The sequence below is a fragment of the Actinosynnema sp. NPDC002837 genome (assembly GCF_040295345.1).
In the GTDB taxonomy this organism is placed as follows: domain Bacteria; phylum Actinomycetota; class Actinomycetes; order Mycobacteriales; family Pseudonocardiaceae; genus Actinosynnema.
Genome location: NZ_JBEOVG010000016.1, coordinates 125,080 through 138,177 on the forward strand (window position 1 = coordinate 125,080; position 13,098 = coordinate 138,177).

The 13,098-nt window shown below is 71.3% G+C and carries 16 protein-coding genes and 3 tRNA genes; 7 read left to right on the forward strand and 12 right to left on the reverse strand.

Going from position 1 to position 13,098, the window contains the following annotated elements:
• The first annotated feature begins 71 nt into the window (after positions 1 to 71).
• The 3 genes from ABTZ99_RS15060 (at position 72) to ABTZ99_RS15070 (ending at position 2,522) form a co-directional block, all read left to right on the forward strand.
• On the forward strand, positions 72 to 1,313 hold the full coding sequence (locus ABTZ99_RS15060; protein WP_498776503.1) for a pyridoxal phosphate-dependent aminotransferase: 1,242 nt from the start codon (positions 72 to 74) through the stop codon (positions 1,311 to 1,313).
• Between the two features lie 126 nt (positions 1,314 to 1,439).
• Positions 1,440 to 2,033: an MmpS family transport accessory protein gene (locus ABTZ99_RS15065; protein WP_498776501.1), complete on the forward strand. Its 594-nt coding sequence runs from the start codon at positions 1,440 to 1,442 to the stop codon at positions 2,031 to 2,033.
• A gap of 96 nt (positions 2,034 to 2,129) precedes the next feature.
• A complete protein-coding gene (locus ABTZ99_RS15070) occupies positions 2,130 to 2,522 on the forward strand; it encodes a hypothetical protein (protein ID WP_498776499.1) in 393 nt (130 codons plus the stop codon).
• Here ABTZ99_RS15070 and ABTZ99_RS15075 read toward each other — a convergent pair.
• From ABTZ99_RS15075 to ABTZ99_RS15105, 7 genes are all read right to left on the reverse strand, one after another.
• Positions 2,519 to 2,941 (reverse strand): MaoC family dehydratase, encoded by a 423-nt coding sequence (locus ABTZ99_RS15075; protein WP_498776497.1) that lies wholly within the window; start codon positions 2,939 to 2,941, stop codon positions 2,519 to 2,521. The genes ABTZ99_RS15070 and ABTZ99_RS15075 overlap by 4 nt on opposite strands.
• Positions 2,938 to 3,387 (reverse strand): FAS1-like dehydratase domain-containing protein, encoded by a 450-nt coding sequence (locus tag ABTZ99_RS15080; protein WP_498776495.1) that lies wholly within the window; start codon positions 3,385 to 3,387, stop codon positions 2,938 to 2,940. Before ABTZ99_RS15080 ends, ABTZ99_RS15075 begins: the two co-directional genes overlap by 4 nt.
• Positions 3,388 to 3,460: 73 nt before the next feature.
• Positions 3,461 to 3,625: a 50S ribosomal protein L33 gene (gene rpmG / locus ABTZ99_RS15085; protein ID WP_015105301.1), complete on the reverse strand. Its 165-nt coding sequence runs from the start codon at positions 3,623 to 3,625 to the stop codon at positions 3,461 to 3,463.
• An 84-nt stretch (positions 3,626 to 3,709) separates the two neighbouring features.
• A tRNA-Met gene (locus ABTZ99_RS15090) sits at positions 3,710 to 3,782 on the reverse strand.
• A 42-nt stretch (positions 3,783 to 3,824) separates the two neighbouring features.
• Positions 3,825 to 3,900 (reverse strand) — tRNA-Thr (locus ABTZ99_RS15095).
• A 66-nt stretch (positions 3,901 to 3,966) separates the two neighbouring features.
• Positions 3,967 to 6,570 (reverse strand): putative bifunctional diguanylate cyclase/phosphodiesterase, encoded by a 2,604-nt coding sequence (locus tag ABTZ99_RS15100; RefSeq protein ID WP_498776493.1) that lies wholly within the window; start codon positions 6,568 to 6,570, stop codon positions 3,967 to 3,969.
• Between the two features lie 175 nt (positions 6,571 to 6,745).
• On the reverse strand, positions 6,746 to 7,513 hold the full coding sequence (locus tag ABTZ99_RS15105) for a PhzF family phenazine biosynthesis protein (protein ID WP_499611678.1): 768 nt from the start codon (positions 7,511 to 7,513) through the stop codon (positions 6,746 to 6,748).
• Positions 7,514 to 7,551: 38 nt separating this feature from the next.
• Here ABTZ99_RS15105 and ABTZ99_RS15110 point away from each other — a divergent pair, with 38 nt between their 5' ends.
• Complete coding sequence (locus tag ABTZ99_RS15110) at positions 7,552 to 8,343, forward strand: GNAT family N-acetyltransferase (RefSeq protein ID WP_499611681.1); 792 nt, start codon at positions 7,552 to 7,554, stop codon at positions 8,341 to 8,343.
• A 193-nt stretch (positions 8,344 to 8,536) separates the two neighbouring features.
• A complete protein-coding gene (locus ABTZ99_RS15115; protein ID WP_230566453.1) occupies positions 8,537 to 8,779 on the forward strand; it encodes a hypothetical protein in 243 nt (80 codons plus the stop codon).
• 356 nt (positions 8,780 to 9,135) lie between these two features.
• Here ABTZ99_RS15115 and ABTZ99_RS15120 read toward each other — a convergent pair.
• Positions 9,136 to 9,216: transfer RNA gene (locus ABTZ99_RS15120), tRNA-Tyr, on the reverse strand.
• A gap of 122 nt (positions 9,217 to 9,338) precedes the next feature.
• Between ABTZ99_RS15120 and ABTZ99_RS15125 the strand changes: the two genes are divergently transcribed.
• A complete protein-coding gene (locus ABTZ99_RS15125; RefSeq protein ID WP_498776465.1) occupies positions 9,339 to 9,830 on the forward strand; it encodes a YajQ family cyclic di-GMP-binding protein in 492 nt (163 codons plus the stop codon).
• A complete protein-coding gene (gene rfbA, locus ABTZ99_RS15130; protein ID WP_499611684.1) occupies positions 9,827 to 10,699 on the forward strand; it encodes a glucose-1-phosphate thymidylyltransferase RfbA in 873 nt (290 codons plus the stop codon). The genes ABTZ99_RS15125 and rfbA overlap by 4 nt, the downstream gene beginning before the upstream one ends.
• A gap of 9 nt (positions 10,700 to 10,708) precedes the next feature.
• Here the strand turns inward: rfbA and htpX are convergent, their stop codons facing one another.
• The 4 genes from htpX to ABTZ99_RS15150 are packed head-to-tail and all read right to left on the reverse strand — an operon-like array spanning position 10,709 to position 13,053.
• Complete coding sequence (gene htpX, locus ABTZ99_RS15135; RefSeq protein ID WP_498776461.1) at positions 10,709 to 11,572, reverse strand: zinc metalloprotease HtpX; 864 nt, start codon at positions 11,570 to 11,572, stop codon at positions 10,709 to 10,711.
• A gap of 20 nt (positions 11,573 to 11,592) precedes the next feature.
• A complete protein-coding gene (locus ABTZ99_RS15140) occupies positions 11,593 to 12,069 on the reverse strand; it encodes a 4Fe-4S binding protein (protein ID WP_498776459.1) in 477 nt (158 codons plus the stop codon).
• Positions 12,062 to 12,637: an NADH-quinone oxidoreductase subunit C gene (locus ABTZ99_RS15145; RefSeq protein WP_498776457.1), complete on the reverse strand. Its 576-nt coding sequence runs from the start codon at positions 12,635 to 12,637 to the stop codon at positions 12,062 to 12,064. The genes ABTZ99_RS15140 and ABTZ99_RS15145 overlap by 8 nt, the downstream gene beginning before the upstream one ends.
• Positions 12,634 to 13,053: an NADH-quinone oxidoreductase subunit B gene (locus tag ABTZ99_RS15150; protein WP_499611689.1), complete on the reverse strand. Its 420-nt coding sequence runs from the start codon at positions 13,051 to 13,053 to the stop codon at positions 12,634 to 12,636. The genes ABTZ99_RS15145 and ABTZ99_RS15150 overlap by 4 nt, the downstream gene beginning before the upstream one ends.
• Positions 13,054 to 13,098: the final 45 nt, after the last annotated feature.

Genomic DNA, 13,098 nt, shown 5'->3' on the forward strand with positions numbered 1-13,098 from the left:
CCTTCCAACTGGCCCGGTCAGAGGGGGTGCCGGGCGCTTACCCGGTTGTGCGATCTGCCACGATTGGCGGCATGGGCACGCCTGAGACGACCACCGGGACCACCACCTCCGAGCACCAGCGGATCTCGCAGCGGATCGGCGGCATCGCCGAGTCCGCCACCCTCGCGGTCGACGCGAAGGCGAAGGCGCTCAAGGCCGCGGGCCGACCGGTGATCGGCTTCGGTGCGGGCGAGCCGGACTTCCCGACCCCTGACGCCATCGTAGCCGCAGCTCAGGCCGCGTGCGCGGACCCTAAGAACCACCGCTACACGCCCGCCGCCGGCCTGCCCGAACTGCGGGAAGCCGTAGCCGCGAAGACCAAGCGCGACTCGGGCTACGAGGTCACCGCCGCCCAGGTGCTGATCACCAACGGCGGCAAGCAGGCCGTCTACCAGGCGTTCGCCACGATCGTCGACCCGGGCGACGAGGTGCTGCTGCCCGCGCCGTACTGGACCACCTACCCCGAGGCGATCACGCTGGCGGGCGGCGTCCCGGTGCAGGTCACGGCCGACGAGTCGACCGACTACCTGGTCACGGTGGAGCAGCTGGAGGCCGCGCGCACCCCGAAGACCAAGGTGCTGCTGCTGTGCTCGCCGTCCAACCCGACCGGCTCGGTCTACACCCGCGAGCAGATCACCGCGATCGGCGAGTGGGCGCTGGAGCACGGGCTGTGGGTGATCACCGACGAGATCTACGAGCACCTGGTCTACGACGGCGCCGAGTCGGTGTCGCTGCCGGTGGCCGTGCCCGCGATGGCCGACCGCACGATCGTGCTCAACGGCGTGGCGAAGACCTACGCGATGACGGGCTGGCGGGTCGGCTGGCTGATCGGCCCGACCGACGTGGTCAAGGCCGCCGCGAACCTCCAGTCCCACCTGACCTCGAACGTGGCGAACGTGTCGCAGCGGGCCGCGCTGGAGGCCGTGTCCGGGCCGCTGGACGCGGCGCACGAGATGCGCGAGGCGTTCGACCGCCGTCGGCGCACCATCGTCGACCTGCTGTCCGCGATCCCCGGCGTCCAGTGCCCGACCCCGAAGGGCGCGTTCTACGTGTACCCGTCGGTGAAGGCGTTGATCGGCAAGACGCTGCGCGGCGCCGAGATCACCGACACGGTCCGGCTCGCGGCGCTGATCCTGGAGCACGCCGAGGTGGCCGTGGTGCCCGGTGAGGCGTTCGGCACGCCCGGCTACCTGCGGCTGTCGTACGCGCTCGGCGACGACGACCTGAAGACCGGTGTGACGCGGATGGCCGAGCTGCTGGCCGAGGTCGAGTAGTAGCACACAGTTTCGACGCTCCGTCACGAAAGGCACCTCAAATGGGGTGCCTTTCGTCGTATTGAGACTCATTCGCGTCACGGCGGGTAACTGTGATGTGTACCACCCTGACGGAGTGGAGGCGCCATGTCCGACCCGCGGCGGAACGGCCCGGGCACCGCCGGGTTCGTGCTCGGGCTCCTGGGTTTGGTGCTCAGCTTCATCCCGGTGGTCGGCCTCGTCGCGTGGCCGCTGGTCGTCGCGGGGCTCGCCCTCGGGCTGTTCGGCCTGGTCCGGATCTCCCGCGGGCAGGCCGACAACAAGGGGCTCGCGATCGCCGGCGTCGCGCTGTCCGCAGCGGGCCTCGTCGTCTGCGTCGCGTGGGTGGCGGTGTTCGGCCGGGCCTCGTCCGACGCCGAGAACGCGCTCGACGACCTCCAGGCGCAGGCCGACCGGGGTTCGGTGCTCCGCTACGAGGTGACCGGCGACGCGCCGGGGGCCACGGTCAGCTACTCCACCTTCGGCGACGGCGGCTCGGCCACCACCGCCGAGGAGGAGGTCGCCGCGCTGCCGTGGACCAAGGAGTTCACGGTCATGGGGACGCTCCACGGCGGGACGCTCGACGTGACGACCGGCGCCGACGGCGGCACGGTCACGTGCGAGGTGACCGTGGACGGCGAGGCGCGGAAGACCGCGACCGCGTCCGGCCCGAACGCGGTCGCGACGTGTTCGGACTTCTGACGGGTAACTCCTTTGGGTGATCGCTGTAACCGTCGGTAGAACTAGGCCGATGGTCCATTCAGTCGAACTGATCTTCACCCGAGGAGCGCAACCACCATGGCGGAACCCGACCCACCCGAGCGTGAACGCCGCCGCAAGTGGCTCGTGGTCACGGCCTCGGTGGCGCTCGTGGTGGGCGCGATCGCGCTCGTGCTGTGGACCACGGCGCCGGAACCGCCCGTCCTGGTCGTCTACCAGGTCAGCGGCACGGCCGAACGGGCCACCGTCACCTACTCGACCTTCCGCGGCGGCGAGACGCGCCAAGAGGAGCTGACCGCGCTGCCCTGGCGGCTGGAGCTGCTCGCCACCGGCGAGCCCGACCACGGCGTGCTGACCGTCACGATCGGGCCCGACGGCGGTGACGTGGCGTGCGAGGTGCGGGTGGCCGAGGTGGAGCGGCGTTCGGCGACCGCCAAGGGCCCGCACACCAGCGCGCTGTGCGGGTTCTAGGCGCCGAGCCGGACGATGGCCGACGCGCCGCCGAGCACGGACTTGCCCTCGAACGAGGCCGTCACGTTGACCTTGACCGTCCCGTCGTCGAGGACCTTGGTCACCTTCGCGGTGACCTCCACCAACGCGCCCTTGTCGTCGTCGGGCACCGGGACGGGCCTGCCGAACCGCACGCCGTACTGGACGACGGCGCCGGGGTCGCCGACCCACTCGGTGACGATCCGGACGGCCATGCCCATGGTGAGCATCCCGTGCGCGATGACACCGGGCAGGCCGACCTCGCGGGCGAACCGCTCGTTCCAGTGGATCGGGTTGAAGTCGCCGGACGCGCCCGCGTACCGGACCAGGTCGGCGCGGGTGATGCGCAGCGACAGCGGCGGCAGCTCGTCGCCGACGGAGACCTCCGAAGCGCGGATCACGCGTCCTCCCCCCGCACCACGAGCGTGCAGCGACCGGTCGTGACGGGCTCGCCGTCCTCGGTGCCGACCTCGGCCCGGATCGCCAGCATGTCGTTGCCCATCCGCGACGTGATGCCGTCCACGTGCAGCACGGTGGTGAGGCGGTCGCCGGCGACGATCGGGCGGTGGTGGACGAACGCCTGGTCGCCGTGCACCACGCGGCTGTAGTCCAGGCCCAGGTCGGGGTCCTCGACCAGCACGTCGTTCGCCTTCATCGACACGATGATCGCGAACGTGGGCGGCGCGATGACGTCGCGGTACCCGGCCGCGCGGGCGGCTTCGGGGTCGCGGTGCAGCGGGCTCGTCTCGCCGACCGCCTCGGCGAACTCGCGGATCTTCTCGCGGCCGACCTCGTAGGGCGGCGACGGCGGGTAGGAACGTCCGACGAAGGACTGGTCGAGAGGCACGCGCAGCAGGTTATACGCGACGAGGCCCGCCCCGGATCCCGGGACGGGCCTCGTCGTGCGCCTGGCTACCGGCTCAGCGGGTTTCCTTGTGAGCGCGGTGGGTCTTGCAGTTCGGGCAGAACTTCTTGATCTCCAGGCGGTCCGGGTCGTTGCGCCGGTTCTTCCTGGTGATGTAGTTCCGGTGCTTGCACTCCTCGCACGCGAGGGTGATCTTGGGGCGTACGTCGGTTGCAGCCACGGTCCTTGCCTTCCTAGAGCTCGTGTGCCCCGACCCGACCGGGCGACCAGTGCGGGCTTACCGCCTGGCGGGGATCTAGCTGAGTAGCGGTGGCCGGACTTGAACCGGCGACACAGCGATTATGAGCCGCTTGCTCTACCAACTGAGCTACACCGCTTTACACAACACGGCCGCGATGCTCGTGCACCGCGGCCAGTTGTGGAGCCCCTTTACGGAATCGAACCGTAGACCTTCTCCTTACCATGGAGACGCTCTGCCGACTGAGCTAAAGGGGCTTGCTCTTGCGGAGCCATGAGAACTCTACAACAGGCGTGCCGTGGAAAGGAAATCGGGGGGTCCTCCTAGTGGACCAGGGTGAGCACCGTCTCATCCCGGGCGCCCCTGACCTGGACCGTCCGCGCCCGCAACCAGGCCTCGAAGCGGTCCTCGGACAGCGGCCGGGAGATCAGGTAGCCCTGCGCCACGTCGCAGCCCATGCCGACGAGCTGGTCGCGCGCGGCGTCGTCCTCGACGCCCTCGGCGACCACCGTGAGCCCCAGCGAGTGGCCGAGCTCCACGATCGACCGGACCACCGCCATGTCACCGAGGTCGGTGCCCATGCCGAGCACGAAGCTCTTGTCGATCTTCACCTCGTCCACCGGCAGCTGCCTCAGGTACGCCAGCGACGAGTAGCCCGTGCCGAAGTCGTCCACGGCCAGCACGACGCCCATCTGGTGCAGCCGCCGCAGCACGGGCAGGGCGCGTTCGGGGTCGGCCATCACGCCGGACTCGGTCAGCTCGAACGTGAGCAGCTCCGGCGGCACCTCGTGGCGCTTCAGCGCCGCCGCCACCCGGTCCGGGAACTCCTCGTCGGCCAGCGTCCGCACGGACAGGTTCACCGCGATGGACATCCGCAGCCCGCGGTCGATCCAGAGCCGCACCCGCGCCAACGCCGTGTCCATGACGAAGTCGGTGAGCACGTCCACCAGGCCGGTCGCCTCGACGGCCGGCACGAACTCGTCCGGGTCGACGCGGCCGAACTCGGGGTGCTTCCACCGCACCAGCGCCTCCGCGCCGACCACCTGGCGGCTCGGCAGCGCGACCTTCGGCTGGTAGTGCACGGAGATCTGGCCGTTCTCCAGCGCGGACCGGAACTGCGTCACCAGCTGGAAGCGGCGCAGGAAGATCTGGCCCATGCTCGGCGCGTACTGGCGCAGCGGCTCGTTGTCGCTGGTCGCCCGGACCGCCACGTCGGCGCGTTGCAGCAGCGCGTCGGGGTCCGGCTCGTCGACCTCGCAGTCCGCGGTGGTGGCCCAGCCGACGACCGCGCCCGCCTCGACGGTGAGCCGGTCGACCGGGTACGGCACCGAGAGCGCGGCGCGGAGCCGTTCGGCGATCTCCTGGATCTGCTCGGCCTGCCGGTCCAGCAGCAGCGCGGCGAACGCGCCGCCCTCCAGCCTGGCCAGCGGCACCTCCGGACCAAGCTCGTCGCGCAGCCGGCGGCCGGCGGCGACGACCATCCGGTTGCCCCACGCCTGCCCCAGCGCGTCGGAGACGGTGGACAGCACGTCGAGGTCGATGCGCACCACCACGGCCGTGTTCGCCTCGCGCATGGGCTCGCTGGCGGCCTCGCGGAAGCCGGGCCGGTTGAGCAGGCCGGTCAGCGGGTCGTGGTAGGCGTCGTGGCGCAGCCGGGCTAGCAGGCGGCGGTTGTCCACGGCGGTGGACAGGTGGCTCGCCAGCGTGCGCAGGAGCTGGATGTCGGCCTTGCCGAAACCGCGCCACCGGCTGAGCCGGTCGTGCACCTCGACCGCGCCGAGCAGCTGGGTCGCCCCGCGCAGCGGCACGACCAGCGCTTCCTGCGCGTCGCGGCGGACCAGGGCCTCGGAGACCTCTTCGCCGGCGTCCACGATGCGGAAGTACCGCACCTGCGCGCCGGGCAGCTGGAGCATGGCGTCCTCGCGCAGCACGCGCGGGTCGTCGCGGCGCATGCCCGGCGGCAGCGGCTCGCCCGAGACCAGCGTGCGCATCGGGGCCTGCGGGTCGGTGCGCAGCCGCAGCACGACGCGGTTGGCGTTCAGCTGCTCGCGGATGCGCTCGGCGATGAGCTGCCAGTCGTCGTCCTCGTCGCTGCCGTCGTCCTCCTCCTGGTTCGCGCCGCGCGGTCCGGTGACGTGGCGGCCCGAGCGGGCCACCCGCAGCGACACCTCGCTGAGCGCCTCCAGGTCGCGCTGCTCGCGCAGCAGGCCGGAGTAGGCCAGGTAGATGGCGGTGATGCCGAGGAAGACGAGGCCGATCAGCAGGCCGCCCCACGGCGCCTTGTCGGCGATCTCGTAGCCGGCCAGGCCCGCGGAGGTGTTCAGCAGGGCCACCACGAGGGTCTGGAGCACCAGGCGCAGGCTCGGCGCGACCCGCATGCCCTTGCCCATCATCCGCAACGCGGTCAGGCCGAGCACGCTGGCCAGCAGCGGCACCGCGATCGTGCCGATGAACGCGCCCGCCCAGAACGGGCCTTCCGCACCGAGGAACCGCTTCACGAGCTCGGCGACCGCGAAGGCGACCGAGATCTCCATGAACATCAGGCCCGCGTTGTAGACGGCGCGGTCGAGCACGCGGCGGCCGAGCAGCGTGCCCACGCCCGCGACCACGTGCGCGGCGAGCACGATCTCGAACGGCGCGACCAGCAGGCCGAGCACGAGCGGGATCTCGGTGAACGAGATGGTCCAGGCCACTCCGCTGCGCACGTCGACGTTGATGGCCAGCTGCTCGGCGAGCAGGAACCCGATCACCAGCAGCGGGCCGGTCCACCACAGGTCGACGTCGGGGTCGGTGTCCGGCAGCCAGCTGCCCACCAGGAACGCGGACAGCGCGCCCGCGACGAGGAGCAGGACCGCGAACACGCTGAACGCGCGGTTCGTGGACCGGGGCGGCGCGCTGGGCGCCGTGGCCGACGCGTGGTCGGACATCCAGCCTCCTCGTCGGCCGTCGTCGCGGTGGGCCGGGTCGCGGCCTACGGGCTCCGGGCGTGACTGAGGGGCCCCGAACACCGACCAGGACCCCTCCAAGGCTGCCAATGTACCCCGGTCGGGGGACGAAATGGCAGGTCGTGTAGCGCAACGCCACCAGAAGTAACAGATCGGATCACACGATCAGTCGGCCCTGGATCACCGTCACGGCCTGTCCGGCGAGCCGTACGCGATCTTGGTCCAGAGTGGTCCGGACCAGCCCACCGCGGGCCGACGCCTGCTCGGCCAGCAGGTTCGCCCGACCGAGCCGCGGCGCCCACCACGAGGCGAGCGTGCAGTGCGCGGAACCGGTTACGGAATCCTCCGGGACTCCGTAGGAGGGGTAGAAGCACCGGCTCACCACGTCGAGCCCCGGCCGGTCGCCCGGTGCGGTCACGATCACACCGCGCCCGGGCACCTCGGCCAGCGCGGCGAAGTCCGGGCGGAGCTCGCGGACCTCGTCGGCGGAGGCGGCTTCCACCAGGACGTCGGACACGGCCTGAGCGACGGCCCTCACCGTGACGCCCGGCAGGCCCGCGCGCAGCGGCGTGGTCATCTCGATCGGCTCCGCCGGGTCGGCCGGGAAGTCCATCTCCACCCAGCCGTCCTCGGCCGCGCAGGTCAGCACGCCGCTGCGGGTGTCGAAGCTGCGACTGCCGCCGAGCACGTGCGCGGCGGCCAGGGTGGCGTGGCCGCACAGGTCCACCTCGGCGACGGGCGTGAACCAGCGCAGCGGCACCGGGTCCTCGCGGTCGATCCGCACGAACGCCGTCTCGGCGTGCTTCATCTCGGCGGCGACGGCCTGCATCCACCGCTCGTCCGCCGGACCGTCCAGCAGCACCACGCCCGCCGGGTTGCCCGCGAACGCGCGGTCGGTGAACGCGTCGACCACGTACAGCTCCACGGCGGCAATCTACGTCGCGAACGGGTTAGCTGGCAGACGTGGACCCGTTACTGCCCGACATCACTCCTGTCGACGACCCGTACTCCTTCTCAGAGCTGTCCGAGGACGCCCTGAACGCCTCCTGGGGCGCGCTGCGCACGCACTCGTTGCACTGGCACCCCGGCGCGGCTTTGGACGACCTGCTGCGGCGGTGGCCGCTGAGCGGAGGCGGCGATCACGACACGGCCGCGCTGGTGACCGTGCCCAGTCGTGCGGTCGAGGCCGCGGACGTGCTGGCGCGGCACGGTTACGCGCCGTTGCTGGTGACCGCCGCCCGACTGCCCGGCCGTGGCTTCGACCGCCGTTCGACGGCGCGGATCGTGCCGTTGACGCAGGAGAACCTCGACGCGGCCGTGGAGCTGAACGTGGAGACGCTCCGGTTCGACAGCCTGTTCGGCATGGTCACCGCCCGGCCGTCCAGCGCCGAGCGGCTGCGCGAGCACATCGCGTCGCTGCTGGAGCGGCCGGAGCCGTGCGGGTGGTTGGCGGAGCGCGACGGGGAGGTCGTCGGGTTCGTCTACTACGACCTGCCCAGGCACGCGGAGTGGATCGCCCCACGGACGTCCGTGCGGCCGGTGGCCTACCTCGGGTTGCTCGGCGTGCGGCGGGACGCGCGTGGCGGCGGCATCGGCGCGGCGCTGGCCGACCACGCGCACGGGTTGCTGGACGAGGCGGGCGTCGGCGTGACGCTGCTGCACCACGCCCTGCCCAACCCCCTGTCCGCACCGTTCTGGTACTCCCACGGCTACCGGCCGCTGTGGACGACCTGGCAACGCCGGCCCGCCCGTTAGCCCTGCTCGCCCGGTGGGCTGAACGGAGCAGCCGCCCGGCGTGGCGCCGTCGTCCGAACGGCGCAGGAGGGGACAGTGGGTGCAACCCTCGTCCACCCGAGTGAACTTGTCCGGGCGGGGTACTCGAAGCGCAGGTCCAGACCTCTTACATGACGAGGAAGCAGGTACGGGAAGGACGGGCGAGGGGGCCGCCATGAACGTTGCGAGGGAGTTGTCCGGCCGGGCGAAATCCATGCTCCGCGCCGTTGCCGCTGGTCGGGCTGAGCTGTCGGGGGGACGCGAGCCTGACCTGTACGTGGACGGGTTGCCGTGCTGCGACCAGATGGTCACGCACGACCTGGTCCACGCGGGGCTGCTGCGGGCCCGGCGGGCGGTGGGTCTGGACGAGCGCACGGACGCCGAGCTGACCGAGGCGGGCCGAGCCGCCATCGCGTAACCCTCGAACAAGCGTTCGATATGGGTTATGCTGCAGTCGAGGCCGGCACGCAAGCGAGAGGAAGCGCTTGCGCGTCGGCCTCACCTACGTCCACACCAGCCACCAGGACCCAACTCCGGGCCGATCGCCAAGACCCCACCGAGGATCCCACCCGATCGTGCCCCCACCACTTACGAACCGGCCCTCATCTGCCCACGCGACCACCTACGAACCGGCCGTCACCTACCCACGCGACCACGTACGAACGGGGGTCCGGGGGCAGCGCCCGCCGGGCGGGGTCTGGGGGTTGCACCCCCAGAGGGCACAACGCAAAACCCCTGCTCGCGCTTTCTGCGAGCAGGGGTTCCTGTTTTGCGTGGCGGGTAGAGGATTCGAACCTCTGTAGCTTTCGCGACGGATTTACAGTCCGCTCCCATTGGCCGCTCGGGCAACCCGCCCCGCGCCCGGTGGTGCCGGGTGCGGTGCAGACAATACATAAGCCCGTGGGGGCATGCGCAACCGGGTTCCCCGGTAGGCTTCCGGGCGGTTCCAGACCCACCTACGCGGAGGTACCGAGCACGTGGCAGACCCGTCGTTCGACGTGGTGAGCAAGGTCGACCGCCAGGAAGTCGACAACGCGCTCAACCAGGCCGCCAAGGAGCTGAGCACCCGGTTCGACTTCCGCGGCACGGGGACTCAGGTGTCCTGGGCGGGCGAGGAGGCGATCGCCTTCCAGTCCGAGACCGAGGAGCGCTGCCGGGCCGCGATCGACGTCTTCCAGGAGAAGCTGGTCAAGCGCGGCATCTCGATGAAGGCCTTCGAGATCGGCGACCCGGCCCTGTCGGGCAAGGTGTTCAAGGTGACCGGCAACCTGGTCCAGGGCATCTCGAGCGAGAAGGCCAAGGAGATCGCGAAGAAGGTCCGCGACGAGGGCCCCAAGGGCGTGCAGGCGCAGATCCAGGGCGACCAGCTGCGCGTCACGGGCAAGAAGAAGGACCACCTGCAAGACGTGATCGCCCTGCTCAAGAGCTCCGACTTCGGCATCGCCCTCCAGTTCACCAACTACCGATGAAGGGCATCATCCTCGCCGGCGGCAGCGGCACGCGGCTGCACCCGATCACCCAGGCGGTGTCGAAGCAGCTGCTGCCCGTCTACGACAAGCCGATGGTGTACTACCCGCTCTCGGTGCTGATGCTGGCGGGCGTGCGCGAGGTGCTGCTCATCTCGACCCCGATGGACCTGCCGCTGTTCCGGCGGCTCCTCGGTGACGGCTCGCAGTTCGGCCTGAGCATCTCCTACGCGGTGCAGCCTCACCCGAACGGGCTGGCCGAGGCGTTCGTCATCGGCGCGACCTTCATCGGCGACGACGACGTGTCGCTGGTGCTCGGCGACAACATCTTCTACGGCCAGGGCTTCTCCAAGCTCCTGCAGCACAACGCCGCCGAGCTGGACGGCTGCGTGCTGTTCGGCTACCCGGTGAAGGACCCGGAGCGGTACGGGGTCGGCGAGGTCGACGCGGACGGCAGGCTGATCAGCATCGAGGAGAAGCCGCCGCTGCCGAAGTCGAACAAGGCCATCACCGGCCTGTACTTCTACGACAACCACGTCGTGGACATCGCCAGGTCGCTCGAACCGTCGCCGCGCGGCGAGCTGGAGATCACCGACGTCAACCTCGCCTACCTGCGGGAAGGCCGCGCCAAGCTGGTCGACCTGGGCCGCGGTTTCGCGTGGCTGGACACCGGCACGCACGACTCGATGCTGGAGGCGGGCCAGTTCGTGCAGGTGCTGGAGCACCGGCAGGGCGTGCGCATCGCGTGCCTGGAGGAGATCGCGCTCCGGATGGGGTACATCACCTCGGAGGAGTGCTACGTGCTCGGCGAGAAGCTGGCGAAGTCCGGCTACGGCCAGTACGTGATGAACGTCGCACTGGAAGCCCGCTAGCACCGGCCGCTAGTGCCGGCGGGCCAGCTCCTCGAGCCGGCGCACGCGGTCCTCGATCGGCGGGTGGGTGGAGAACAGCCTGACCCGGTTCTCCCCCGCCCGGAACGGGCTCGCGATCATCAGGTGCGACTGCGCGACCACGGCGGGCTCCGGCGCCAGCGGCGCGGCACGCGTGCCGACGTCGATCTTCCGCAGCGCCGACGCCAGCGCCAGCGGGTCGCCGGTCAGCTCCGCGCCGGACTCGTCGGCCTGGTACTCCCGGGACCGGCTCACGGCCATCCGCACGATGAGCGCCGCGATCGGGCCGAGCACGGCGATGAGCAGGATCGCGAACGGGTTGGGCCGGTCGTCGTCGCCCTCGCCGCCGAAGACGCTCGCGAAGATCGCCAGGTTCGCCAGCGTGCTGACCGCGCCGGCCAGCGCGCCCGCGACGCACGAGATGAGGATGTCGCGGTTGTAGACGTGCGACAGCTCGTGCCCCAGCACGGCGCGCAGCTCGCGTTCGTCGAGCAGGTCGAGGATGCCGGTGGTGCAGCAGACGGCGGCGTTGCGCGGGTTGCGGCCGGTCGCGAAGGCGTTCGGCGCGATGGTGGGGCTGACGTAGAGGCGCGGCATCGGCCGGCGCGCGGCCATGGCCAGCTCGCGGACGATCCGGTACATCGCGGGCTGCTCCACCTCGGACACCGGCCTGGCGCGCATGGCGCGCAGCGCGAGCTTGTCCGAGTTGAAGTAGGCGTAGGCGTTCACGGCCAGCGCCAGCAGCAGGCCGACGACGAGGGCCGTGCGGCCGAACAGCGAGCTGATCGCCACGATCAGCCCGCTCATGGCAGCGAGCAGCAACGCGGTCTTCAACGCGTTGAAGTGCTTGTGCACGCTTCGCCTCCGGCCTGCTCCTACGTCCCCTCCCTCAACGCGCCCGGTCGGCGCGGGGTTCCGGTACCGGGGCGTGCCGGGCGTGTGGCGGTGGTCTCGGGAGCCGGCTCGGCGCCCTCGTCCAGCGGCGGTGGCGGCGGCACGTGCGTGACCCACGTGGCGAGCACGTCGCGTTCGTGGACGAGCTCGGCCACCGCGCCCTCGCCGTCGAGGCCGCCCGTGCCGGGGTAGGAGAAGTCCGGCGCCCAGTGCAGGGCGTCGAACGGGCACGCCTCCACGCAGATGCCGCAGTACAGGCACTGGCCGTAGTCGATGGCGAACCGGTCGAGCACGTTGCGCGCACGGGGCCGGGCCGAACCGGGCTGCTGCTCGACCTCGGTGTGCGAGTCGATGTGGATGCACCAGTCGGGGCACTCGCGGGCGCAGATCATGCACACCGTGCAGTTGGCCTCCAGCAGCGCGATGACGCCTCGGGTGCGTGGTGGCAGCTCAGCCACGGGTGTCCTCCTCGTAGCGCGGGCCCCAGGACGGGTCGGGCACGCCGGGTGGCGCGGCCCGCCTGCGGCTGGGCGACGACGTGCCGTCCTCGCCCGGTTCGAGCCGGCCCGGCCACGGGCGCACCACGCGGGAGGCCAGCACGAAGTCCTTGCGCAGCGGGTGGCCGCTGAAGCCGTCCGGGAGCAGCAGGTGCGCCGGTTCGCCGTCGGCGAGGGCGATGCCGAACATCTCCGCGGCCTCGCGCTCGTGCCACGCCGCGCCCGCCCACTGGGCGGCCACGCTCGGCAGCACGTCGTCCGGGCCGAGTTCGGTGCGCAGCAGCACGCCGTCCTTGGTGTCGGGGTCGAGCACGTGCAGCAGCACGGCGTGCCGCTGTCCCGCGGCGCCGGGACGGCCCGCGTCCTCGACGCCGAGCCAGTCGAACTGCGCGCAGCCCAGCTCCTCGCGCGCGTGGCGGGCGGCTTCGGACCACGCGTGCAGCGGCACGTGCGCGGTCGTCTGGCCGAACGCCGTCTTGACCTGGGCGTCGGGGATGCGGGAGGCCAGGGCCTGCGAGGCGGCGCTCACGACACCATCCGGTGCAGCGCGGCGAGGCCGTCGAGCAGGGCCTCGGGACGTGGCGGGCAGCCCGGCACGGCGACGTGCACCGGCAGCGCCTGGTCGATGCCCTTGGTGACGCTGTAGGAGTCCCAGTACGGCCCGCCGGTGTTGCTGCACGCGCCGACGGAGATCACGTAACGCGGTTCCGGCATCTCCCGGTAGGTCGCGATCACCGCGGGCAACATGGCGTCGGTGACCGTGCCGGAGACGACGAGCACGTGCGCCTCGCCCGCCGCGTGCACCGGATCGACCCCCAGCGCTTCGAGCTGCTCCGGGCGGTGGCCCTCCAGCGCCGCCATGACCTCGACGCCGCAGCAGGCCAGGCCGAGGTCGAGCACGGTGACCCGGTACGTCGTGCCCCAGTCCAAGGTGGAAACCGTCACGCGGGTGAGGTTAATACGTGGGGGCCCGCCGGGCTGCTGCCCGGC

Bases quoted from the DNA above. Each gene is read 5' to 3' on its own strand.
- ABTZ99_RS15060 (WP_498776503.1), top strand. From the start codon at position 72: ATGGGCACGCCTGAGACGACCACCGGGACCACCACCTCCGAGCACCAG.
- ABTZ99_RS15065 (WP_498776501.1), top strand. From the start codon at position 1,440: ATGTCCGACCCGCGGCGGAACGGCCCGGGCACCGCCGGGTTCGTGCTC.
- ABTZ99_RS15070 (WP_498776499.1), top strand. From the start codon at position 2,130: ATGGCGGAACCCGACCCACCCGAGCGTGAACGCCGCCGCAAGTGGCTC.
- ABTZ99_RS15100 (WP_498776493.1), bottom strand. From the start codon at position 6,570: ATGTCCGACCACGCGTCGGCCACGGCGCCCAGCGCGCCGCCCCGGTCC.
- ABTZ99_RS15115 (WP_230566453.1), top strand. From the start codon at position 8,537: ATGAACGTTGCGAGGGAGTTGTCCGGCCGGGCGAAATCCATGCTCCGC.
- rfbA (WP_499611684.1), top strand. From the start codon at position 9,827: ATGAAGGGCATCATCCTCGCCGGCGGCAGCGGCACGCGGCTGCACCCG.